Genomic DNA, 22,327 nt, shown 5'->3' on the forward strand with positions numbered 1-22,327 from the left:
TGGCTCGCCGCCGTCCGCGGATATGGTGGAGTACTTCTCATGTTCCTCGACCTCGCGGCCACCGGTGCCCGGGTCGAGCACGCCCTGATGGGGGCACCGGCGCGAATGCCGGGGCGAATGCGCTGTCGCTCGATGAGCAGCGCCGCGATGTGCGACTCCTGTCGCCGTCGCTGACTCGCCCCGCACCCGCCTACCCGTCAGGAGCACATGCACATGGCCGTCACCACCGGCACCACCTGGGATGCCGTCCTCTCCGCCCGCCCCGCCCCGCCTGAGCCGGGCAGCGCTGCGATTTCGGTCCGCGCCGCCTACCAGGCAGCCCTGTACGAGCGTGCGCTGCTGGTCGATCTGCGGGACCAGCACGCCAACGGTGAAGTGCCCCCAGACCTCGCGGCTGCCGTCCTCGCGCCGCAAGAGTTGCTCGGACACCTGCTCAACTCCACCGATCCGCGGCCGGTGATCCTTCTCAGCGACGACGGACAGCTGGCACAGGAGACAGCCGAGGCGCTTGCCGAACTCGAGCTCGCCCGGGTGAGCTACGCCGTCGGGGGATTCCTGGGGTGGTTGCGGGCCGGCTTGCCGGCCCGCAACTGATCACCAGATCCGGACGCGCTCGTCCGGATCGAGCCACAGCCCGTCGCCCGGCTGCACGTCGAACGCGTCGACGAACTCGTCGAGGTTGCGCACCGGGGCGTTGCAGCGGATCTCATCGGGGGAGTGGGGGTCGATCGAGAGCAGCCGCAGAGCCTCCTGCTCGCGGGCTTTCGTGCGCCAGCATCGGGCCCACGCGAGGAACAGGCGCTGCATCTCCTCCTGCGTTGTCTCCTCACCGCGACGTTCCTTGGCGATCCGGAAGGCCTTGATGCCGATACCGAGTCCGCCGAGGTCGCCGATGTTCTCGCCGACCGTCAGGGCGCCATTCACGGTATGGGAATCGTCCAGCCCGCTGGGGGAGAGGACGTCGTACTGCGCGATCAGGGCCTGGGTGCGGGCGTCGAACTCGGCCCGGTCCTCCTCAGTCCACCAGTCGTGCAGCCGACCGGAACCGTCGTACCGGCTGCCCTGATCGTCGAATCCGTGCCCGATCTCATGCCCGATCACCGCGCCGATTGCGCCGTAGTTCGTGGCGTCGTCGGCGTCGGCATCAAAGAACGGCGGCTGCAGGATCGCAACTGGGAAGACGATCTCGTTCATCGACGGGTTGTAGTAGGCGTTCACCGTCTGTGGGGACATGAACCACTCGTCGGTGTCGATCGGACCGCCGAGCTTGTTCAGCTCGTAGTCAGTCTCGAAGGCGTGCGCGGCACGGACATTGCCGAGCAGATCGTCGCCGGTGACCTGGAGGCCGGAGTAGTCGCGCCACTTATCCGGGTAGCCGACCTTCGGGGTGAACGCCTCAAGCTTGTCGAGGGCCTTCTCACGTGTGGCCGGGCTCATCCAGTCCAAGTCTGAGATGGAGCGACGATAGGCCTCCACCAGGTCGGCCACCAGCACCCGCATGGCTTCCTTGTGCTCCGGGGGGAAGTGCCGCGCCACGTACAGCTTGCCCACGGCTTCCCCGAGCACGCCCTGCACCAGGCTCACCCCCCGCTTCCACCGCTCCCGGATCTCCGGGGCGCCGGTGAGGGTGCGGCCCACGAAGTCGAAGTTCTCCTCCACGAGCTCGCTGTGCAGGTACGGGGCGCGCGAACGCACCACCCGCCAGGTCAGCCACAGCCGCCACAGGTCGGTCGGCTCGTCCGCCCATGCCGCCGAGAGGTCGGCGAGGAACTCCGGCTGCCGGACGACGACCTCCGCCAGTGCGGACTCCTCGCCTCCTAGGGCACTCACCCAGGTGGCCCAGTCGAACTCCGGGGCGAGTTCGCTCAGCTGGGCCAGCGTCATCCGGTTGTAGGTGGCCTGGGCGTCGCGGCACCGTACCCGGTCCCAGTGCGCGCCGGCCAGCCGGGTCTCCAGGGCCATCACCCGCTCGGCAGCGCCGTGTGCTTCAGCCTCGGTCACCACGCCCGCAGTGGCGAGCATCGCAGCCACGTGTGGGATGTAGGCGGCCCGGACCGCCGCATGCTCCTCCGCCCGGTAATACGCTTCGTCGGGCATCCCGAGACCCGATTGCTCGAGATAGACGATGTACCGGGTGGGGTCGTCGGAGTCGACGTCGATGAACGGTTCAACCGCGCCGCCGACGCCCGTGCGCTGCAGCGTCCCGAGTGCGCGGGTGAGCTGATCCTTCGTGTGCGCCGCCGTCACCAGTTCCAGGTCGGCCGCGAGGGGGAGGGTGCCGAGGGCGTCCACCCGTTCGGTCGCCATGAACGAGGCGTAGACGGCGGCGATCTTCGCTGCCTCTTCCCCGGCCGGATCATCGGCCGGGACGTCGGCAGCCTCAGTGATCAGGGTTCGCACCTGTTCCTCGGCCTGATCGTGCAACTGGTGGAATGTGCCGTCCCGTCCGCGGTCGGCCGGGATCTCGTGCGAGTCCAGCCACGCGCCGTTGACGTGGCGGAACAGGTCGTCCTGCGGCCGTGCGGAGTGGTCCATGGCAGCGGCGTCAGCTTCGGAGATGATGCTCATCCTCCGAACATACCCGTGAGGAGCGACCTCCTGTGCGGCACAATGACCGCATGCGCATTCACCTCGCCGCCGACCACGCCGGGTTCGAGCTCAAAGCCGTGCTCGCCGATCACTTACGGACCAGCGGGCACGACGTGACCGACCACGGGGCTCATGCCTACGACGCCCAGGACGACTACCCTGCCTTCTGTTTCGCAGCCGGTGAAGCCGTGGTCGCGGAGCCGGGTTCGCTCGGAGTGGTGATCGGCGGGAGCGGCAACGGGGAGCAGATTGCCGCCAACAAGGTCGCGGGAGTGCGAGCCGCCCTCGCATGGAACGTGGAGACTGCTCGCCTGGGGCGCCAGCACAACAACGCCAATGTCGTCGCGGTCGGGGCCCGCCAGCACAGCACCGCGGATGCCCTGGCGATCGTCGACGCCTTCGTTGCTGAGGCGTTCTCCGGCGACGAACGCCACCAGCGGCGTATTGACCAGTTGGCCGAGTACGAGGCGCGCTGAGCACTTCGTTGGGACTAGGCGGTAGTTTGCCGGGGCCAAGCAGCCCACCCGTCGGAGACAGTCCGCAGGAGTGGTTGAGCGGCTCGGAGACGCGCTACGGGGATGTCCTGCGCATTCGACCACCCTGAACTCGCGCCGCCAGGGTAGGTGACCGCGATATCGACCCAGGAGCTGTCCTGCCCTAGGCCCTCCCGGTACTGCCCGGCGGCGACTGCCAGCACGAGATGCTCAAGGGCGTCCGCTTCCTCGGACCACGTGGAATCGCACGCATCGCATCCGCAGACCGGGAGATGGAAGTCGTGCAGAAGGCCGGCGTGCAGGAAGATGCCGGGGAAGGCAGTGAACACGAACGTCAACGATGCGCAGGCCGGATCGTTCGGCCGGATCCGCACCGCACGCACCACCTCGGCTCGGGCTGACGTCAGCAGATCCAGCGCCGTCTGCTCACCCTCGTCGGTTTCGACGTCATAGTTCTCCTGGAGGTGGGCGATCAGTGCGTCGCCGATCGCGTGGAGCGGTGCGAATCGATCCGGGTGCGTGACCACGGAGTAGGTCTCCTCCGGGGGATGATCGAACCACCGGTTCCCGTAGTCGATGACCTGACCGTCGGTGTCGCGGAAGACCGGCGCGTCGATCGGCGGGCGTCGGTAGGTGCTCACGCACCTAGCCTCTCGTACTTGATCGGCTCTAGGGGAGTGGGAGCGGGCGGCGCTGCTGCGCCCGGCCGACCAGCGCCGCCACTGCCACGTGCAGGGGTATTAGCACGATCACCAGGATCGGCAGCCACAGGCAGACCAGGAGCTCGATCCCGACGACGATGGCAGTCGCGACCGCGGTACCCAGGCCGCGCCACTCATGGGTGTGTTCGCGCAGCCGCACTGCCGCTTCCCGGGCCACCTCCGCGGCACGAGTGTCCGCGACTAGCAGAGCGCGCAGTCTGAGGTTGCTGATCGTCTCGGCGGTCGCTGAACCGGCGAACCAGCCGGCCGCGGCAGCGCCTGCCACCGCGAGCGGATGCGCGTCGACGATTGCGCCGGCTGTGAGCGCGAGGCCGAGTGCGGCGAGCGGCGTGAGTGCGGCGCCGGTGAGTACCGAGACCAGCACGAACCTGCGCTCGTCGCGCTGCGCCGTTCCCATCCGCGTTCCAGAGTGTGGGCGGCGAGCGAGGTCGAGGACGGCCGCGCCCCATCCGGCGCCGGTGACGACTGCCCAGCTGAGGAGCCCGAGCCCCGCCAGTCCCAGCAGGCCGAGAGAGCCGAGCAACACGGCGGCGAGGGTGACCAGTATCACCGCCGTCCGGGCAGCGCTGACCCGGGCCAGAGTGCGGCGGTAGCCGTCGACCACCGCTCGCTCGTCGACGTGCTCGTGCTCGTGGGTGGCCTCGCAGTGCGGGCAGACGTAGGTCTCGCCCGGCGCGGTGGCGCTGTCGCTGTCCGTCATGTCATGGGAGATCATAGGGCGGGTGAACACTGCCGCTGAGCAAGGGCCTGGGGACTATGTGGAGACGGTGCTCGATCTGGTCGAGCAGATCCCGCCGGGCCGCGCCACCACCTACGGGGTGATCGCTGAAGCGGCGAGGGTGGCGACGGGCAAGGGCAGCGCGCGGACGGTCGGCACCGTCATGGCTCAGTACGGTGGCGGCGTGCCCTGGTGGCGCGTCGTCACGGCCAGCGGCGCCGTGGCCGAACGGGTGGCCGGGCGCGGATTGGAGCTGTTGCGGAACGAGGGGGTTCCACTGACGGCGCACGACCCACCCCGAGTCGACCTCGCCGAGGCAGGGTGGGAGCCGGGCGAGTCCAAACCTGATCAGATGTAGATCGCGGGATCCAGGTAGAGGGCCGGGTCGGCGGTGTCGTCCTTGCTGGACGGGGGAGCCTGGCGGGTCTGCCCCGGGACGCCGACGACCACCGATGCGGCCGGGACGTCCTTCACGACGACGGCGTTTGCCCCGATCTTGACGTCGTCCCCGACATCGATCGGGCCGAGGACCTTGGCTCCCGCACCGATCACCACCCGGTCACCGATGGTCGGGTGACGCTTGCCGGCACTCATCGACCGTCCGCCGAGTGTGGAGCCGTGGAACATCAGGACGTCGTCGCCGACCTCAGCGGTCTCGCCGATCACCACCCCCATGCCGTGATCGATGAAGAACCGACGCCCGAGTACCGCACCGGGGTGGATTTCCACCCCGGTGACGGCGCGCGCCACCTGCGAGATCAGCCGGGCAGGCAGCTTGAGCAGGGGATTGGTCACCCACAGTCGGTTCGCCAGCCGGTGCAACCACAGCGCGTGCACGCCGGGGTACAGGAGGGCGACCTCGAGACCGCTCCGGGCCGCAGGGTCGCGGCGCCGGGCGGTCTCGAGATCCTCTGCGACCAGCTCACGCAGTCGCAGGTGACGCGTGGGACTCATGAAAGCGACCTTGTCTCGATCACTCGGCGAGGTCGGCGTACAGGATGGTCGACAGGTAGCGCTCACCGAAGGAGGGGATGATCACCACGATGTTCTTGCCGGCGTTCTCCGGGCGCTGCGCCACCTGGATGGCGGCGTGCAGGGCGGCACCGGAGGAGATTCCCACGAGCAGTCCTTCCTCGCGTGCGGCGCGGCGGGCCACCTCGACGGCGGTCTCGGCGTTGACGTCGATGACCTCGTCGTAGATCGAGGTGTCGAGGATCTCCGGCACGAAGTTCGCGCCGATGCCCTGGATTTTGTGCGGACCGGGCTGCCCGCCGTTGAGGATCGGGGACTCCTCCGGCTCGACGGCGATGATCTTGACGTCGGGCTTGCGCTCCTTCAGTACCTGGCCCACACCGGTGATCGTGCCGCCGGTGCCGATACCCGCCACCACGATATCGACTTCACCGTCGGTGTCTGCCCAGATCTCCTCGGCCGTGGTCTTGCGGTGGATGGCAGGGTTTGCCTCGTTGGCGAACTGGCGTGCCAGGATCGCACCGGGGCGCTCTGAGGCGATCTGCTCGGCGCGGGTGACCGCACCCTTCATACCTTCCGCGCCCGGCGTGAGGACGAGCTCGGCACCGAAGGCGCGCAGCAGCATCTTGCGCTCGTTCGACATCGTCTCCGGCATGGTCAGCACGACCTTGTACCCGCGGGCCGCGCCGACGAACGCCAGCGCGATACCGGTGTTGCCGCTGGTGGCCTCCACGATGGTGCCGCCGGCGGGCAGCTCGCCCGCGGCCTCTGCGGCGTCGACGATGGCGACGCCGATCCGGTCCTTGACGCTGTTGGCCGGGTTGTAGAACTCGAGCTTCGCGAGCACGTTCGCGCCCGCGCCCTCGGTGAGCTTGTTGATGCGGACCAGCGGCGTGTTGCCGATCAGCGCAGTAGCGTTGTCGTAGATGCGGGCCATGGGGGTCTCGTCCTTCGTTGGCTGGTTGTTCGGTATGGACGCCGGCTGGACCCTCGGGAACGGCGGGGCCGGCGCAGCCGGCGTGCCGCTCAGGCTCGCGGGGAGCTGTGGGCGTCGCTCGTCCTCATCTTCGCAGTGCCTCAGCGCAGGGGAAGAGAGGTTGCCGACTGTCCCACGATACGGGCACGCAGGGCTGAGTTGTTCGTCACAGTCGCTGACCTACGGTCCTGACCTGCGTCGTCGTGGGCGTGCCTGCGCAGGGGTGAAGTAGGCGTGCAGCGCCAGATGTGGGTATCATTCCGTGGGCGCGCCGTGACCGATGCTCGCGTGGAACCAGCACTTCCGCGACGGGTGACCACTCGGTCGGCCGATCCGCCCGCCGTCATGAGGTGCCGTGACGAGGCGCGTGAACGGTGCTGCTCGCAGCGCAGACCACAGAGCACAGACCACTGAAGCAACCGCGTGAGAAGTAGGTAGGAAGTAGACATGAAGAAGGACATCCACCCGGAGTACGGGCCGGTCGTGTTCCGTGACATCTCCGCGAACTTCGCGATCCTGACGAAGTCGACGATCTCCTCCGAGACCACGGTCGAGTGGGAGGACGGCAACACCTACCCGGTGGTCGACGTCGACATCTCCTCTGCTTCGCACCCCTTCTACACGGGTAAGCAGAAGATCATGGACACCGCCGGTCGTGTCGAGAAGTTCCGCCAGCGGTACGCCAAGGCTGGCAACAAGGCCTGATTTCTCCGGCGCCCGTAGGCGCTGGCGGTACATACTGCGGCGGACCAGCCGCAGGAAGACAACGACGACGGAAGGGGAGGTAGAGCCATGGCAGTTCCCAAGCGCAAGATGTCGCGCAGCAACACCCGCGCGCGCCGTTCGCAGTGGAAGACCAAGGCGGCGGACCTCGTCCCGGTCCGCTCCGGTGGTCGTGAGGTCCGGGTGCCGCGGCGCCTGGCCCGCGCCGTCGAGCGCGGTCTGGTCGACGTCGAGAGCTGAGCCTCGCGCTCGCGACACGCGAACCGTGAAGCGGTCGCTCCCTGCCGGGGGCGGCCGCTTCCTTGTGTTCGGGGAAACCCGGCGATGTCTTATACGAGCGGCCAGGCCTGCGCTACGATCCGCTTGGTGCCGCGTGCTGAGCCGGGCCGTCGACGGGTATGTGGAGTACTGGTCGACTCACTCACTGCAGAGAGCAGACGTTCCGATGGTGTCTCGAGCTCGTTCCCTCGCCGGTGTGCGGCGGCTGATTGCAGCGATTGCCGCTGCGATCCTGGTCTGCCTCGGCGGCGTCGTCACCGCGCCGAGCGCATCGGCGGTCGGCACGGTCGTCATCGACGACTTCGCCGGGAACTCGCTCGGCATGAGGACGGTGACACTCTCGCCTGCGATGGGTGGTACTCAGGCCTCGACGTTCACGGAGTCCGGCGGCGTGGGCGTGTTCTCGATCGGCGGGCAGGGAAACACCCAGGGCAGTGTGCGATTCGACTACACGCTTCCCGGCCCGACCGACCTCACTGAGGGGTGGACGAACACCCGAATCAGTTTCGCCTTCGACTCGATTCAGCGGACGCCAGACGACGGCGGCACTGCGCTCAGCTACTCGCTGACACTGGTCGATTCAGAGGGCGGTACGGACAGCATCTCCTCCGGTATCGCATCCACGGACGACTTCGACGCGAGCTTCCCGCTGCTGTGCGAAGGCACATTGTGCTACGAGGACGTCGATGTGACCCGGGTTGTCAGCGCGACGCTGGAGTTGCGGGCACCCGGCACCTACGACGAGGGGCACTCGGTCACTGTCAGGATGGAGGGGGTGGAGGCGGCTCCACCCGTGGGAACGCCCACCGAGCCGCTTACCCCGACGGTCACAACTCCGACGACGACGATCGCCGCGAGTGCGCCGACCTCCGTGCAGTTCACTGTCTCGTTCGCCTCCGACGGGTTCCTCGAGGGGACGACCGCACTCGAAGCGTCCGATCTGACCGTCTCCGGCACCGCGGCCGGACGGGACAACGTCCAGGTCAGCGGTGGGCCATCGGTCTATCAGGTGCTGGTCGGCCCACTGACGTCTGATGGCACGGTCTCGGTGGGAGTGCCCGCCGACGTGGTGACCGGACTCGCGAGTCGCCCCAACATCGCCAGCAGCGATGAACCGGTCGTCACCTTTGACCTCGGTGCCGTACCGGCGATCACGAGTGGAGACACTGCGACCTTCATTGCCGGTGAGGCGGGCTCGTTCGAGGTCGTCGCGACCGGGGACCCCGTACCGGATGTCACGATCACGGGCGGGCTTCCGGCCGGTCTCACGCTCTCGGACCTTGGCAGCGGCACGGTGGCGATCACCGGAACACCGGAGGCCGCCACCGGCGGAACGTACCCCGTCACCGTGACGGCATCGAACGGCTACACACCGAACGCCGTGCAAGAGCTGTCGGTGACGGTGAACGAGGCGCCGGCTTTCACGAGTGCGGATGCGGTGACGTTTACTGCTGGTGAGGTGGGCGGTTTCACGGTGGAGGTCTCGGCCGGGTTCCCGGGGCCGGTGACGGTGGGGGCTGAGTCTGTGTTGCCGGAGGGTTTGTCGTTGGTGGATCACGGTGATGGTTCGGCGACGTTGTCGGGGACTCCGGTTGCTGGTGGGGTGAGTGTGCTGGAGTTGGTGGCGAGCAATGGTGCGGGTTTGTCGGCGCAGCAGTCGCTGTCGGTGACGGTGAACGAGGCGCCGGCTTTCACGAGTGCGGATGCGGTGACGTTTACTGCTGGTGAGGTGGGCGGTTTCACGGTGGAGGTCTCGGCCGGGTTCCCGGGGCCGGTGACGGTGGGGGCTGAGTCTGTGTTGCCGGAGGGTTTGTCGTTGGTGGATCACGGTGATGGTTCGGCGACGTTGTCGGGGACTCCGGTTGCTGGTGGGGTGAGTGTGCTGGAGTTGGTGGCGAGCAATGGTGCAGGTCTGTCGGCGCAGCAGCAACTCACCCTCACGATCCAGCAGTCGCCGGAACTCCTTACAGAACCTTCCCTCGTGCTGGTGGCCGGCGTGCAGGGCGCGCTCGTGCTCGAGTCAGTTCCCGGCTTCCCGCCCGAAACCACACTGACCCTGACCGGAGATCTCCCATTGGGGGTGACGTTCACCGATCACGGTGACGGTACGGCGACGCTAGCGGGGGTAGCCGGACCGGACGCCGTCGGGCAGTACCCGATCACGGTGACTGCCAGCAACGGCGCAGCGCCGGATGCCGTTCGCGTGGGCACGGTCACGGTCGAACTGGCCGCCGCTGTGACCCTTCCGGAGGACGAGCCCGTCGCAACCGGTCAGCTCAGCGGACTGCCGGCTCAGACCACGGTCGGCCAGGAGGTCACCGTCACCGGTACCGGGTTCGCTGCCGGTGCCCCAGTGAGCCTCGGCATGTACTCCGAGCCCACGGTGCTTGGCAGCGCGGCCGCGGATGCGGCTGGTGAGTTCACGGCCACCTTCGTGATCCCCGATCAGCTCGGTGACCACACGATCGTGGCGGCCGGGGTCAGTGCAGCCGGCGAGGTGCAGTACCTCACCGCACCCACCGAGATCGTCCTGGAGCCAGTGGAGGAACCCACCGACGACGGGCCCTCCTTGCCCAGCACCGGCGCCGCCGTGGGTGGAGTCCTGATCCTTGCGATCGCGGTGGTCGGACTGGGCGCCTTCCTGAGCCGGCAAGCACGCCACAGGCAGGTCTAGCCCCGCTTCTGGCGCCCACCGGCTCGGCCGGCCACCCCCGTTGCGGGTGGCCGGCCAGTGCTCGACGTCGACGCCGGACCGTCGCTCGCCAGGGTGAGCTCTTTGGCAGGAATCCTGCGAGCCAAGTACGAGTGTGGCCAGCCGCCCTCGTTGCTCGGGCGACCGGCCACACTCATTGGTCGGGATGACAGGAGCCGTCGCTCGCCAGGGCGAGCTCCTCGGCAAATCCTGCAAGCTAGATAATGAGTGTGGCCAGCCGCCCTCGTTCCTCGGGCGACCGGCCACACTCATTGGTCGGGATGACAGGATTTGAACCTGCGACCTTCCGCTCCCAAAGCGGACGCGCTACCAACCTGCGCCACATCCCGGTGCGACCCGCAGGTCGCCGGGACGAGTCTACGGCGTCTGAGGCAGTGTCTTGGACCGCGCACTACTGGAGAGCAGGTACGCTAGGACACGCCTTGCGGGTGTAGCTCAATGGTAGAGCCTCTGCCTTCCAAGCAGATGGTGCGGGTTCGATTCCCGTCACCCGCTCCAGATTTCCGTGGCGGCTGGTCCTCGGCCGTGCTGCAGGTGCCGTACGATAGGTGGCTGCGTCCGATTTAGCATGCCCGCTCCGGGTATTCGCGGACGCGACTGATCGTCGCCCGCGGATCTCTTCGTGCGGGCGTGTCCCTCATATGCCGACCCACGAGTGGAGAGCACGTAGTGAAGAGCGCCGTCGAGAACCTCGAGCCCACACGGGCGAAGCTGACCGTGGAGGTGCCTCTGGCCGAGCTGCAGCCGAGCGTGGACCACGCGTACTCCCACATCGCCTCTCAGGTGAACATCCCCGGTTTCCGCCGCGGGAAGGTCCCGCCGCGAATCATCGACCAGCGCGTCGGTAAGGGTGCGGTCATGGAGCATGCCATCAACGAGGCATTGCCGGGCCTGTACCGTCAGGCGGTAACCGAATCCGAGCTCAAGCCCCTCGGCCAGCCGGAGATCGAGGTGACGGCCGTCCCCGGCCTCACCGACGAAGCCGACGATCTGATCTTCACCGCAGAGTTGGACGTGCGGCCCGAGATCGAGCTGCCGGACCTGGAGAGCCTGACCATCACCGTCGAGTCCACTGAGGTCACCGATGAGGACATCGAGGAGCGCCTGACGTCCCTGCGCGAGCAGCACGCCACCCTTGCCGGTGTCGATCGCGCAGCCCAGGACGGCGACTTCGTCACCATCGACCTCAAGGCGACGATCGGCGACGACGAGATCGACTCGGTCTCCGGCGTCTCCTACCAGATCGGCTCGGGCAACATGCTCGACGGCATGGATGAGGCGTTGACTGGCCTCTCCGCGGACGAGACAACCACCTTCACCGCCCCGCTCGCCGGTGGAGACCGCGCCGGCCAGGATGCGCAGATCACGGTCACGCCCACCGCGATCAAGGTGCAGGAACTGCCGGAGGTTGATGACGAGTTCGCTCAGACTGCCTCCGAGTTCGACACCGTGGAGGAGCTGCGCGAGAACCTGCGTACGCAGGTGGCCGAGGCCAAGGAGAACAACCGCGCTGTCACCGCCCGGGACCAGCTGCTCGAGCAGCTCGTCGAGGCAACCGACTTCCCACTGCCGGCCAAGGTGATCGAGGCCGAGGTCCACCAGCACCTCGAGAACGAAAATCGCCTCGAGGACGATGAGCACCGTGCAGAGGTCACCGAGGAGACCACGTCGGTGCTCAAGCGCCAACTGCTGCTCGACACGCTCGCTGAGAAGGTGTCGGTCTCTGTCGGACAGAACGAGCTCCTGGAGTTCCTGCTCCGTACGGCTCAGCAGTACCAGCAGGACCCGAGCGAGTTCATCCGCCAAGCGGACGAGAACGGTCAGATTCCGCTCTTCGTCGCCGAGCTCACCCGCAATAAGTCCCTCGCCGTCGCACTGCGGCAGGTGAAGGTCGTCGACTCTGCCGGTGACGAGGTCGACCTGTCGGCCTACATCGGATCGGATGAGGAAGACGCGGCTGCTGCGGCCGCCGCGCAAGACGAGGCGCCCGAAACTGAGACTGTCGACGTGACGGACGCGGCGGAGAGCGAGGACACACCCGCCGAGGCCGCCTCCGACGAGGAGAACGAGTCTGAGAGCGACGAGACCGCTAAGGCCTGATCGTCGCTTGAACTGCCCCCGTTTGCTTCCAGGATTGCCCTGGCAGGAACGGGGGCAGTTCTCGTTCTACCGAGCAGGCGTGCGCCGACAGCGAAACAGGCGTGGCTGCGGGCAGGTCTGACCTCCCGACGGCGTTAGTGTCATCGCAGACATCACCACGATCGAGGAGCATGCACGTGAGCGACTTCCCGCAGGCCGCCGGTAGCGACACCCAGGGTCTGGCACTGGGCGACCACATCTACAACCGCCTCCTGAAGGAGCGGATCATCTGGCTCGGCTCCGAAGTCCGAGACGAGAACGCGAACCAGATCTGCGCTCAGATGCTGCTGCTGGCAGCGGAGGATCCGGAGAAGGACATCGCCCTCTACATCAACTCCCCGGGTGGTTCCGTCACCGCCGGGATGGCGATCTACGACACCATGCAGTACGTCAAGCCCGACGTGGCCACCGTCGCGATGGGCATGGCAGCCTCCATGGGGCAGTTCCTGCTTTCCTCAGGCGCGAAGGGTAAGCGCTATGCGACACCCCATGCCCGGGTGATGATGCATCAGCCCTCCGGTGGGATCGGCGGTACGGCCTCCGACATCAAGATCAATGCCGAGCTGATCTTGCACATGAAGAAGGTGATGGCGGAGCTGACCGCCGAGCAGACCGGCCGTACGGCCGAGGAGATCAACCGCGACGCCGACCGTGACCGCTGGTTCACCGCAGAGCAGGCGTTGGAGTACGGATTCATCGACCACGTGGTCTCCGACTCCGATGCCGTGACCGCGGCCCAGTCCTGACGCCGGCCCACCCATTCAAGGAGCGAGAACTGTGAACCTTTCCCCCCAGGCATTCGGTGGCCGGGCCCCGCAGCCGGCGACGGCGCGTTACGTGCTCCCGCAGTTCGAGGAGCGCACGGCCTACGGCTTCAAGCGCCAGGATCCGTACACGAAACTGTTCGAGGACCGCATCATCTTCCTCGGCGTGCAGGTGGACGACGCCTCGGCGGACGACATCATGGCCCAGCTGCTGGTGCTCGAGAGTCAGGACCCGGACCAGGACATCACGATCTATATCAACTCCCCGGGCGGCTCGTTCACGGCCATGACAGCCATCTACGACACCATGCAGTACATCCGCCCGCAGATCCAGACCGTGTGCCTGGGCCAGGCTGCCTCGGCCGCGGCCGTGCTGCTGGCCGCGGGGACCCCGGGCAAGCGTCTGGCGCTGCCGAACGCCCGCGTCCTCATCCACCAGCCCTCCCTCGAGGGTGGCTTCGGACAGGCTTCCGACATCGAGATCCACGCCAACGAGGTGATGCGGATGCGCGAGTGGCTCGAGACCACGCTCGCCCAGCACACCGGCACGGATCTGGAGAAGGTGCGCCACGATATCGAGCGCGACAAGATCCTCTCGGCCCAGCAGTCACTCGAGTACGGACTGGTCGACCAGGTGCTCGACAGCCGCAAGGCACCAGCACTGACGGCCGGCAAGGACTCCTGAGCCTCGTGCTCACGGGTCGGACGGGCCAGCGCACCCACGACACGCGGTGGCCCGTCCGACCTTCATGTGTCAGGCCACGTATCGTGGATGCAGGTTCGCCTGACGACAGGATTTCGGCTGGTCGCCCAGCCGTGCTTGGCGCACAATGATCACGACGAGTGCCTCGGCCCCCGACGGCAGGAAAGTGAGGAGACATGGCGCGAGTAGGTGAAGGCGCCGATCTGCTCAAGTGCTCCTTCTGCGGGAAGAGCCAGAAGCAGGTCGTCAAACTCATCGCCGGTCCCGGCGTATACATCTGCGACGAGTGCATCGACCTGTGCAACGAGATCATCGAGGAGGAACTCGCCGAGGCGAACGAGTTGGGTCTGGTCGACCTGCCGAAGCCGCGCGAGATCTTCGATTTTCTCGAGGAGTACATCATCGGCCAGGAGGATGCGAAGAAGTCCCTGGCCGTTGCGGTCTACAACCACTACAAGCGGGTACAGACCGGCGCCACGGGCGCCTCGACCACTGGCGAGAAGGACGACGTCGAACTGGCGAAGTCCAACATCCTCCTCATCGGCCCCACCGGCTGCGGGAAGACCTACCTCGCGCAGACCCTCGCCCGGATGCTCAACGTCCCGTTCGCGATCGCCGACGCCACTGCCCTCACTGAGGCCGGCTACGTCGGAGAGGACGTCGAGAATATCCTCCTCAAACTCATCCAGGCTGCGGACTTCGACGTCAAGAAGGCCGAGACCGGGATCATCTACATCGACGAGATCGACAAGATCGCACGCAAGAGCGAGAACCCGTCGATCACCCGGGACGTCTCCGGCGAGGGCGTCCAGCAGGCGCTGCTGAAGATCCTGGAAGGTACGCAAGCCTCCGTCCCCCCGCAGGGAGGTCGCAAGCACCCGCACCAGGAATTCATCACGATCGACACCTCGAACGTGCTTTTCATCGTGGCGGGGGCCTTCGCTGGGCTGGACGAGATCATCACCAGCCGCGCCGGTCGGCGCGGGATCGGGTTCGGAGCACCGCTGCGCGAGGCAGACCAGGCCGATGTCATCGGTGATGTCATGCCAGAAGACCTTCTGAAGTTCGGCCTCATTCCGGAGTTCATCGGCCGCCTTCCTGTGCTGACCACGGTCACGCCGCTGGACGCCCCTGCCCTGACTCGCATCCTCACCGAGCCGAAGAATGCGCTCATCAGGCAGTACGAGCGCATGTTCGAGATCGACGGCGTGGAGCTGGAATTCACCGACGACGCGATCGCGGCGGTGGCCGACCAGGCGATCTTGCGTGGAACCGGCGCCCGCGGGCTCCGCGCGATCATGGAGGAAGTGCTGCAGCCGGTCATGTTTGACGTACCGAGCCGTGAGGACATCGCTCGGGTAGTCATCACCCGCGAGGTGGTGCTGGAGAACGTCAACCCCACTCTCGTTCCTCGTGAAGCCCCTCGGTCGAAGCGAACCCCGCGGGAGAAGAGCGCCTGAGGCGCAGTACTTGCCGCTGAGGTCGCGAGCAACGCCGCGAGGAGGCACCCTAGAGGGGACCAGCATCCGATCAGGAAGCGAGGTCTTCATGGTGAACCTTCCTCAACTGACCCTCCCCGACCATGCGCCCGTCTTGAGCGTGGTCATCGATGCCACGCCCTCTGCTGACGGCCGCAACGCAGTGGTTCTCGACCGGTGGGCCGACCTGCAACGTTCGGTCATGCTCGATGGTGCCGAGGCTGTGCCGCGGGTCGATGCCGACGCGATCGCCGCCGCACTCGAGCGCCCCACCTGGGTCCACGGTCCGCACGGCCGGGTGCTGATCGCCGCGGACGGTGAGGTGCTGCTCGACCGGGTCATCCCGGATCCTCCGACCGCTGGCGAGGCCGTCCTCTCCGACCACCCTCACGCCCTTGCGCTCGCCTATGCGGCCGATGCCGCTGCGCGGTACCTCGTGGTCGAGTCGGATCGTGCGGGGGCGCACCTATCACTCCATGAGGCCTCGGCTGTCATGGGCAGTCAACTGCTGCACGACCGGGAGATCGACGGTGACCATGATGTGCTCACCAAGGTCCGGCCCAGCCGCGATCTTCCCCGGGACCGGGCCAACAATCGTGCCGAGGACTCCTGGGAGCGCAACGCTGAGACCGTCGCCGCGGAGGTCGACCGGGTGATGGCGCAGGAGGATCCTGATCTGGTACTCCTCACCGGCGACGTGCGCTCCACCGCCTATGTCGAAGAAGCCCTCGGCACTCATGCCCGTCAGGTGCTGGTGGACGTCCCCGGCGGCGCCCGGACCGAGGGCGTCAACTCGCGCGCCTTCGTCGCCGCGGTGGACGAGGCTGTCACCGGGTTCCGGATGCGCCGGAGGCAGGCGGTGCTCGACCACGTCGAGCAGGAGATCGGTCGCGCCGGTGCCGCGGTGAGCGGACTGGAGGACGTGGTCGACGTACTGCGACGCGGTCAGGTGGCTGAGCTGGTGTTGGACGCCGGTGCCGTCAGTTCCCCGCGTCAGCGGATCGCTGCGCACAGGCTCTGGATCGGTGAGGCCCCGCTCCAGCTGGGTATGTCGGCTCAACAACTCGCGGACCTGGGGGTCGGGGAGCCGAGGCAGGTTCGCGCTGACCTTGCACTCGGCCGGGCGGCCATGGACCAAGCGGCGGGCATCACGATCGCCGAGCAGCTCGACGTTGCGGACGGCATCGCCGCCGTGCTGCGTTGGACCGATGCCGCGACTCCCGCAGAGACCGCGTTCACCCAGAGCGGTGACAGCCAGCGTGCGCATGCCTCAGCCCACGCAGAGGAGCCGAGCCTCTAGGATGGGGGACCATGAGCGAGGCACCCCGCAGCCAGGGACCAGTGGTCGGAGTAGCGGTACCGGAGCGGCTGCGCGGACTGCGCGGGAGCATCGACAACATCGACGCCGCGCTCGTGCACCTGCTGGCGGAGCGCTTCAAGTGCACGCAGGCCGTCGGACGGCTGAAGGCCGAGCACGGCCTCCCGCCGTCGGATCCTGCACGGGAAGAGGAGCAGATCGCCCGCCTGCGCTCTCTCGCAGAGGCCGCAGGACTGGACCCGGTCTTCGCGGAGAAGTTCCTCGCGTTCATCATCGCCGAGGTGATCCGCCACCACGCCGACATCGCGGCTGAGCGCCCGCCCGCGTCCTGACTCTCATCTCACATCAGCGCCACGGTGCGGTGTGCGATCTTCCTTACGGCAGCGAAACTGCTCGCGACGTGCGCTGAAACACGGCCTCCCTAGCGTCGTACCCATTCGCCGGTACGACACCAGGAGCCAGATATGTCTGCACCGTCATCGCCGCAGGTTGCTGAACCCACGCCCGCTGAGTCCGATCTAGAACTCGTCCCTCGTCGTCGGACCGGCCGGTGGATCGAGCACTGGGATCCGGAAGACGCCACGTTCTGGGAGGGCGGTGGTCGCCTGGTCGCACGCCGGAATCTCTGGATCTCGATCTTTGCGGAGTTCCTCGGCTTCGGGGTGTGGGCGCTGTGGTCGATCGTGGTCCCGCAACTGCCGGCCGCAGGGTTCGCCCTCACCGTCGACCAGCAGTTCTGGCTGATCGCAGTGCCGAGTCTGGTCGGCGCCACCTTGCGGATTCCGTACACCTTCGCCGTGCCCCTGTTCGGTGGGCGGAACTGGACGATCATCTCGGCACTGTTGCTGCTGCTGCCGACCACCGCACTCGTCTTCGCGGTGCAGCGGCCCGAGCTCTCCTTCGGAGTGCTGCTGGCCGTGGCCGCCCTCGCTGGCGTCGGCGGCGGGAACTTCGCCTCCTCGATGGCCAACATCTCCTTCTTCTACCCGGAGCGGGAAAAGGGTCGAGCCCTCGGGATGAACGCCGCCGGCGGCAACGTGGGCACCGCTGCCGTGCAGCTCGCCGTCCCGCTGGTGATCGTGGCCGGGGCCGGGCTGGCCCTGGAACGTGCGGGACTGATGTTCATCCCGCTCGCGATCCTGGCCGCCTTCCTCGCGTGGCGATTCATGGACAACCTCGGTACTGCCAAGGCAGACCCGCGCTCGTTCGCCGTGGCCACCCGCCAGAAGCACACCTGGATCATCTCCTTCCTCTACATCGGCACCTTCGGGTCGTTCATCGGCTACTCCGGTGCCTTCCCGACGCTCATGCGCAATGAGTTCAGTGAGGTCACGCTCTCGATCGCCTTTCTCGGCGCCCTCGTCGGGTCGGTCTCACGCCCCCTGGGCGGCATCATCGCCGACAAGATCGGCGGAGCCTGGGTGACGATCGTCTCCTACGCCGTGATGGCAGCAGGAGCCGTCGGTGTGATCGTGGCGCTCGGCCAGCACCACTTCGTGCTCTTCTTCGCCTCCTTCATGATTCTGTTCATCGCCAGTGGTGTCGGCAACGGCTCCCTCTACCGGATGATCCCGGCGGTGTTCCGCAACGGTGCCCACAGCCCTGAGCAGGCGTCGGCCGCGCGCCGAGCCGCCGCCGGGTGCATCGGCATCGCCGGGGCGACCGGCGCCTTCGGCGGATTCCTCATCCCGCGAGGATTCGCCATCTCCACCGACCTGGCAGGCTCACTGGTTCCCGCGCTCTGGCTGTTCATCGGGTGCTACGCCGTGATGGCCATCGTGACGTGGGCGGTGTACGCACGCCGGAGCAGCGGTATGGCCGGCATCTGATGTCCACCACGACGGCGCAGGTCGCCCCGGTGGCCGACGTCACCTCGGCTGCCACGCACTGCCCGTACTGCGCCCTGCAGTGCGCGATGGTGCTGAATCCGGCCGATCCGGCAGCGACCGGCCCCGTCTCGGTCCAGCCTCGCCAGTTCCCGACGAATGCTGGTGGGCTGTGCCAGAAGGGCTGGACGAGCAGTGAGCTCCTGCGCACCCCGGACCGCATCACCACCCCGTTGCTCCGCGGCGCTGACGGGCAGCTGCACCCCGCGAGCTGGGACCAGGCGCTGGACACGATCGTCGTCCGACTGGCCCGTCTACAGGCCGAGAGCGGCCCGGAGACGGTGGCGGTCTTCGGGGGAGGTGGCCTGACGAATGAAAAGGCGTACACCCTCGGCAAGTTCGCCCGGACCGTGCTGCGCACCCCGAACATCGACTACAACGGCCGGTTCTGCATGTCGAGTGCTGCGGCAGCCACGAACCGCGCCCTCGGCCTGGACCGGGGCCTGCCGTTCCCGCTCACCGACCTCGCTGGGGCGGACGCCGTGATGCTGCTCGGCTCCAACCTGGCCGAGACGATGCCACCGTCGGTGCAGCATCTCGCCCCCGTCCGCGCCCGTGGCGGGCTGGTCGTGATGGACCCCCGCCGCAGTCGCACGGCAGCCCTCACCGAGGACAGACAGGGCATGCACCTGCAGCCGGTGCCGGGCACCGACCTGGCGGTGCTGCTTGCCCTGACGCACATCGTCATCGCCGAGAACCTCATCGACTCGGTCTACCTGGACGAGCGCACGTCTGGTTTCGAGACTGTTCGCCGGTCGGTGGCGGCCTGGTGGCCCGAGCGTGCCGAGACTGTCTGCGGGGTGCCCGCCGCCCAGTTGCGCCGGGTGGCTCGCCAGCTCGCGGCCGCATCTCCGGCCGGTGGTGGCCGCGGTGCCTATCTCCTGACCGGGCGCGGGGTGGAGCAGTCCAGTCAGGGCACCGCCACCGTCACCGCGACGATCAACCTCGCCCTCGTGCTCGGCCTGCCGGGACGAATCGGCAGCGGGTACGGCGCCATCACCGGGCAGGGCAACGGGCAAGGAGGACGTGAGCACGGCCAGAAGGCCGACCAACTGCCGGGCTACCGGTCGATCACCGACCCCGCAGCACGTGCGCATGTCGCGGCCGTGTGGGGCGTTGCGCCCGAGACGATCCCGGGGCCCGGGCGTCCCGCGGTCGAACTGCTCTCCTCGCTCGGCCGCCCGGCCACCGCGGACCAGCCGGCTGGTCCGCGTGCCCTGTTCGTCCACGGTGCGAATGTGCTCGTCAGCGCTCCCAACTCCGGTCGCGTCGCCGGCGCCCTCGACCGGCTGGATCTGCTCGTCGTGTGTGACTTCGTCCCCTCCGAGACCGCCTCTCGCGCCGATGTGGTGCTCCCGGTCACGCAGTGGGCCGAGGAGGAGGGCACCATGACCTCCCTCGAGGGGAGAGTGATCCGCCGCCGCCAGGCGCTCCCGGCGCCCGGCCAGGCACGCTCAGAACTGTGGATCCTTGCTGAGCTCGGCCGCCGCCTGGGCGCCCAGGTCGCTTTCGCCACCGAGCCCGCGGACGTCTTCGATGAGCTGGCCCGCGCCTCAGCCGGTGGGGTGGCCGACTACACCGGGCTGAGTCACGCTCGCCTGGACGACGATGAGGCCGCCAGCGGTCCAGGCTTCTACTGGCCGGTCCCCGCCGCTGACCACCCGGGCACTCCTCGCCCGTTCCAGGACCGGTTCGCCACCCCGGACGGCCGGGCGCGGATGGTGGCCGTCAACCACCACGCACCCGTCGACGACGTCCGCCCGGGTGCGCCGATCTACCTCGTCACCGGCCGGGTGCTGCAGCACTATCAGTCCGGTGCGCAGACCCGGCGAGTCGCAGACCTGAACAGGATCGTCCCCGAACCCGTGGTCGAGCTGCACCCACTGTTGGCCAGTCGGCTCGGTATCGAGAACGGCGCAGAAGTGCGGTTGCGCTCCGCGCGCGGCGAGGCGGTCGCCCGGGCCCGGTGGTCCGACGACATCCGACCCGACACTGTCTTCATGCCGTTCCACTTCGCGGGGACCGGCAGCGTCAATCTGCTCACCAGCGACGCTACCGACCCGATCTCCGGGATGCCGGAGTTCAAGGTGTGCGCTGTCGACTTGAGCCCAGTCACCGATGGAGGCCAGCCATGACCGCCCCGACCCGGATCGTCGTTGTCGGCCACGGGATGGTCGGCGCCCGGTTCGTCGACGACCTGCTCGCCCGGGCCGAACCCGGCACGCTGGAGATCGAGGTGCTCGGCGGGGAGGAGTACGAGCCCTACAACCGGGTGCTGCTCAGTGACGTGGTGGCCGGGCGCACGGATCTGAACTCGCTCACGCTGCCGGTCACCGCGTCTGAGCACGTCACCGTCACGCGGGGAGCCGTCGCGACCGCCATCGACCGTGCCGGACAGTGTGTGCACACCCCGCTCGGGCATTACTACTACGACCACCTCGTGCTGGCGACCGGAGCTCGGGCCCGCATCCCCGCCGTCGAGGGCCTGGATTGCGGCCTCCCGGCCGGGGTGCATGCCCTTCGCACCCTGGACGACGCCCGCGAGATCATCGCGGCCACGACCAACGCCCGCCATGCCACCGTCGTCGGGGCGGGAGTCCTCGGGCTGGAGGCAGCCTGTGGTTTGGTGCGGCGCGGACTGGACGTCACCGTGCTGCACACCGGCCATGGCCCGATGGACCGCCAGCTCGATCAGGGGGCCTCCGCCGTCGTGACCGCCGAGCTGGAACGTCTCGGTGCCCAGGTGCGCACCCAGGCCCGCACGACGGCGGTGCGGACCCGGGGCGGACGACTCACCGGAGTCGTCGCCACGGTGGGCGAGACGGAGCACGTCCTCGCGACGGACCTGCTCGTCCTGGCATGCGGTACGCAGCCGGAGGCCAGGCTCGCCCAGGAGGCGGGCTTGCCCGTCGGGCGGGGGATCCGTGTGGGAGGGGACCTGGCCAGCCCGGCGGACTCCCGCGTCCACGCCATCGGCGACTGTGCCGAGCCCACGGAGGGCGCCACAGGTCTCATCGCTCAGGGATGGGACCAGGCGCGTCGCCTGGCCGACCGGCTTGCAGGTGTGGTGGCCGCCAGGGCTAATCGGGCCACCAGAGTTGATCGGGCTTCCCCGCTGCTCGAGTCACGGCGACCGAGTATGGCGCTCCGCCTGGCGCTCGCGGCAGGTACCCGGCCGATCGCCTCGCACGAGGTCGATGCCGACAGTTCCAGCGGTGCTGCCGATCTCGCCGATCCAGCTGCAGGTCTCGCCGGGACGGATGTGGTGCGGCTGAAGGCGGCCGGTCTGGACGTGGTCACCATGGGTCGCACTGCCACAGGCGGGTGGGCGCGGACCGTCACGCTTTCCGATCCCTCGGCGGGCCGGCATCTGACGGCGACCGTGTCCGACGGACTGATCGTCGCCGCCACTTGTGTCGGGGCGCCGGACGTGGGTGCCGACCTGGTGGCCGCCTACACGCGGCGCCTGCCCGTTCCCAGCGATCCGGCGCACCTGCTGCTTCGCCCACTCACGCAGACGCCGGCTCCCGCGGCCGATCCGTCCCGGATGCCGGCCGGCACCACGGTATGCACCTGCAACGGCGTCACCAAAGCCGACATCACCGACTCCTGGGAGCGCGGCGCTCGAAGCACTGGGGAGATCGCTCGCGCTACCCGCGCCACCACCGGGTGCGGGGGCTGTACCGACGCTGTGTGCGGCCTGGCGCAGTGGCTGTCACAGACCGAGCGCCCCGCGGCCTCTCACGCGGGAGGCGTTGGCGGTGAGGAAACCGTGACGGAGGCGCAACGCGGGCAGCACACGTGCGAAATCGCCGCCTCCTAACGTCGGTGATCAGAACGAGAAGTCCCCTCT

Annotated in this window: 20 protein-coding genes and 2 tRNA genes; 16 read left to right on the forward strand and 6 right to left on the reverse strand. The window is 68.0% G+C overall.

Going from position 1 to position 22,327, the window contains the following annotated elements:
* Positions 1 to 213 precede the first annotated feature (213 nt).
* On the forward strand, positions 214 to 594 hold the full coding sequence (locus IM660_RS06980; RefSeq protein WP_193498630.1) for a hypothetical protein: 381 nt from the start codon (positions 214 to 216) through the stop codon (positions 592 to 594).
* Here the strand turns inward: IM660_RS06980 and IM660_RS06985 are convergent, their stop codons facing one another.
* Positions 595 to 2,568 carry a M13 family metallopeptidase gene (locus tag IM660_RS06985; RefSeq protein WP_193498631.1) on the reverse strand — a complete coding sequence of 658 codons (1,974 nt, stop codon included), beginning with the start codon at positions 2,566 to 2,568 and terminating at the stop codon, positions 595 to 597.
* A gap of 50 nt (positions 2,569 to 2,618) precedes the next feature.
* Here IM660_RS06985 and IM660_RS06990 point away from each other — a divergent pair, with 50 nt between their 5' ends.
* The gene (locus IM660_RS06990) at positions 2,619 to 3,065 is read left to right on the forward strand and encodes a ribose-5-phosphate isomerase (protein WP_193498632.1); all 447 of its coding nucleotides are present in this window, start codon (positions 2,619 to 2,621) and stop codon (positions 3,063 to 3,065) included.
* Between the two features lie 14 nt (positions 3,066 to 3,079).
* Here IM660_RS06990 and IM660_RS06995 read toward each other — a convergent pair whose 3' ends face one another.
* Complete coding sequence (locus IM660_RS06995; RefSeq protein ID WP_193498633.1) at positions 3,080 to 3,724, reverse strand: DUF6226 family protein; 645 nt, start codon at positions 3,722 to 3,724, stop codon at positions 3,080 to 3,082.
* Positions 3,725 to 3,752: 28 nt separating this feature from the next.
* On the reverse strand, positions 3,753 to 4,505 hold the full coding sequence (locus tag IM660_RS07000; RefSeq protein ID WP_193498634.1) for a hypothetical protein: 753 nt from the start codon (positions 4,503 to 4,505) through the stop codon (positions 3,753 to 3,755).
* A 22-nt stretch (positions 4,506 to 4,527) separates the two neighbouring features.
* Here IM660_RS07000 and IM660_RS07005 point away from each other — a divergent pair, with 22 nt between their 5' ends.
* Positions 4,528 to 4,881: an MGMT family protein gene (locus IM660_RS07005; protein WP_246465192.1), complete on the forward strand. Its 354-nt coding sequence runs from the start codon at positions 4,528 to 4,530 to the stop codon at positions 4,879 to 4,881.
* On the opposite strand, the gene cysE is transcribed toward IM660_RS07005, so the two are convergent.
* Entirely contained in the window at positions 4,872 to 5,477 is a 606-nt protein-coding gene (gene cysE / locus IM660_RS07010; protein ID WP_193498636.1) for a serine O-acetyltransferase, read from the reverse strand. The genes IM660_RS07005 and cysE overlap by 10 nt on opposite strands.
* Before the next feature lie 19 nt (positions 5,478 to 5,496).
* Positions 5,497 to 6,432 carry a cysteine synthase A gene (gene cysK, locus IM660_RS07015; protein ID WP_193498637.1) on the reverse strand — a complete coding sequence of 312 codons (936 nt, stop codon included), beginning with the start codon at positions 6,430 to 6,432 and terminating at the stop codon, positions 5,497 to 5,499.
* A 486-nt stretch (positions 6,433 to 6,918) separates the two neighbouring features.
* Between cysK and IM660_RS07020 the strand changes: the two genes are divergently transcribed.
* The 3 genes from IM660_RS07020 (at position 6,919) to IM660_RS07030 (ending at position 10,147) form a co-directional block, all read left to right on the forward strand.
* Positions 6,919 to 7,176: a type B 50S ribosomal protein L31 gene (locus IM660_RS07020; RefSeq protein ID WP_159622220.1), complete on the forward strand. Its 258-nt coding sequence runs from the start codon at positions 6,919 to 6,921 to the stop codon at positions 7,174 to 7,176.
* Between the two features lie 87 nt (positions 7,177 to 7,263).
* Entirely contained in the window at positions 7,264 to 7,434 is a 171-nt protein-coding gene (gene rpmF / locus IM660_RS07025; RefSeq protein ID WP_159622221.1) for a 50S ribosomal protein L32, read from the forward strand.
* Positions 7,435 to 7,639: 205 nt separating this feature from the next.
* Positions 7,640 to 10,147, forward strand: coding sequence for an Ig domain-containing protein (locus IM660_RS07030; RefSeq protein ID WP_193498638.1), 2,508 nt, complete (start codon positions 7,640 to 7,642; stop codon positions 10,145 to 10,147).
* Positions 10,148 to 10,438: 291 nt separating this feature from the next.
* On the opposite strand, the gene IM660_RS07035 is transcribed toward IM660_RS07030, so the two are convergent.
* A tRNA-Pro gene (locus IM660_RS07035) sits at positions 10,439 to 10,515 on the reverse strand.
* 95 nt (positions 10,516 to 10,610) lie between these two features.
* Here IM660_RS07035 and IM660_RS07040 point away from each other — a divergent pair.
* From IM660_RS07040 to IM660_RS07085, 10 genes are all read left to right on the forward strand, one after another.
* Positions 10,611 to 10,684 (forward strand) — tRNA-Gly (locus IM660_RS07040).
* A gap of 171 nt (positions 10,685 to 10,855) precedes the next feature.
* Entirely contained in the window at positions 10,856 to 12,286 is a 1,431-nt protein-coding gene (gene tig / locus IM660_RS07045) for a trigger factor (RefSeq protein ID WP_193498639.1), read from the forward strand.
* Positions 12,287 to 12,456: 170 nt separating this feature from the next.
* Positions 12,457 to 13,071: an ATP-dependent Clp protease proteolytic subunit gene (locus IM660_RS07050; protein WP_193498640.1), complete on the forward strand. Its 615-nt coding sequence runs from the start codon at positions 12,457 to 12,459 to the stop codon at positions 13,069 to 13,071.
* Positions 13,072 to 13,102: 31 nt separating this feature from the next.
* Entirely contained in the window at positions 13,103 to 13,774 is a 672-nt protein-coding gene (locus IM660_RS07055; protein ID WP_193498641.1) for an ATP-dependent Clp protease proteolytic subunit, read from the forward strand.
* Between the two features lie 194 nt (positions 13,775 to 13,968).
* A complete protein-coding gene (gene clpX, locus IM660_RS07060) occupies positions 13,969 to 15,252 on the forward strand; it encodes an ATP-dependent Clp protease ATP-binding subunit ClpX (protein WP_193498642.1) in 1,284 nt (427 codons plus the stop codon).
* 88 nt (positions 15,253 to 15,340) lie between these two features.
* Positions 15,341 to 16,570 carry a baeRF2 domain-containing protein gene (locus IM660_RS07065; RefSeq protein ID WP_193498643.1) on the forward strand — a complete coding sequence of 410 codons (1,230 nt, stop codon included), beginning with the start codon at positions 15,341 to 15,343 and terminating at the stop codon, positions 16,568 to 16,570.
* Positions 16,571 to 16,581: 11 nt separating this feature from the next.
* Positions 16,582 to 16,920, forward strand: coding sequence for a chorismate mutase (locus tag IM660_RS07070; protein ID WP_193498644.1), 339 nt, complete (start codon positions 16,582 to 16,584; stop codon positions 16,918 to 16,920).
* 132 nt (positions 16,921 to 17,052) lie between these two features.
* Positions 17,053 to 18,417 (forward strand): MFS transporter, encoded by a 1,365-nt coding sequence (locus IM660_RS07075; RefSeq protein WP_193498645.1) that lies wholly within the window; start codon positions 17,053 to 17,055, stop codon positions 18,415 to 18,417.
* The gene (locus tag IM660_RS07080; protein WP_193498646.1) at positions 18,417 to 20,609 is read left to right on the forward strand and encodes a molybdopterin oxidoreductase family protein; all 2,193 of its coding nucleotides are present in this window, start codon (positions 18,417 to 18,419) and stop codon (positions 20,607 to 20,609) included. Before IM660_RS07075 ends, IM660_RS07080 begins: the two co-directional genes overlap by 1 nt.
* Entirely contained in the window at positions 20,606 to 22,297 is a 1,692-nt protein-coding gene (locus tag IM660_RS07085; RefSeq protein ID WP_193498647.1) for an FAD-dependent oxidoreductase, read from the forward strand. Before IM660_RS07080 ends, IM660_RS07085 begins: the two co-directional genes overlap by 4 nt.
* The last annotated feature ends 30 nt before the right edge of the window (positions 22,298 to 22,327 follow it).

It is taken from the genome of Ruania alkalisoli (assembly GCF_014960965.1).
In the GTDB taxonomy this organism is placed as follows: Bacteria; Actinomycetota; Actinomycetes; order Actinomycetales; family Beutenbergiaceae; genus Ruania; species Ruania alkalisoli.

Bases quoted from the DNA above. Each gene is read 5' to 3' on its own strand.
- IM660_RS06980 (WP_193498630.1), top strand. From the start codon at position 214: ATGGCCGTCACCACCGGCACCACCTGGGATGCCGTCCTCTCCGCCCGC.
- IM660_RS06985 (WP_193498631.1), bottom strand. From the start codon at position 2,568: ATGAGCATCATCTCCGAAGCTGACGCCGCTGCCATGGACCACTCCGCA.
- IM660_RS06990 (WP_193498632.1), top strand. From the start codon at position 2,619: ATGCGCATTCACCTCGCCGCCGACCACGCCGGGTTCGAGCTCAAAGCC.
- IM660_RS07000 (WP_193498634.1), bottom strand. From the start codon at position 4,505: ATGACGGACAGCGACAGCGCCACCGCGCCGGGCGAGACCTACGTCTGC.
- cysE (WP_193498636.1), bottom strand. From the start codon at position 5,477: ATGAGTCCCACGCGTCACCTGCGACTGCGTGAGCTGGTCGCAGAGGAT.
- cysK (WP_193498637.1), bottom strand. From the start codon at position 6,432: ATGGCCCGCATCTACGACAACGCTACTGCGCTGATCGGCAACACGCCG.
- IM660_RS07020 (WP_159622220.1), top strand. From the start codon at position 6,919: ATGAAGAAGGACATCCACCCGGAGTACGGGCCGGTCGTGTTCCGTGAC.
- rpmF (WP_159622221.1), top strand. From the start codon at position 7,264: ATGGCAGTTCCCAAGCGCAAGATGTCGCGCAGCAACACCCGCGCGCGC.
- IM660_RS07030 (WP_193498638.1), top strand. From the start codon at position 7,640: ATGGTGTCTCGAGCTCGTTCCCTCGCCGGTGTGCGGCGGCTGATTGCA.
- IM660_RS07050 (WP_193498640.1), top strand. From the start codon at position 12,457: ATGCACGTGAGCGACTTCCCGCAGGCCGCCGGTAGCGACACCCAGGGT.
- clpX (WP_193498642.1), top strand. From the start codon at position 13,969: ATGGCGCGAGTAGGTGAAGGCGCCGATCTGCTCAAGTGCTCCTTCTGC.
- IM660_RS07065 (WP_193498643.1), top strand. From the start codon at position 15,341: ATGGTGAACCTTCCTCAACTGACCCTCCCCGACCATGCGCCCGTCTTG.
- IM660_RS07070 (WP_193498644.1), top strand. From the start codon at position 16,582: ATGAGCGAGGCACCCCGCAGCCAGGGACCAGTGGTCGGAGTAGCGGTA.
- IM660_RS07075 (WP_193498645.1), top strand. From the start codon at position 17,053: ATGTCTGCACCGTCATCGCCGCAGGTTGCTGAACCCACGCCCGCTGAG.
- IM660_RS07080 (WP_193498646.1), top strand. From the start codon at position 18,417: ATGTCCACCACGACGGCGCAGGTCGCCCCGGTGGCCGACGTCACCTCG.
- IM660_RS07085 (WP_193498647.1), top strand. From the start codon at position 20,606: ATGACCGCCCCGACCCGGATCGTCGTTGTCGGCCACGGGATGGTCGGC.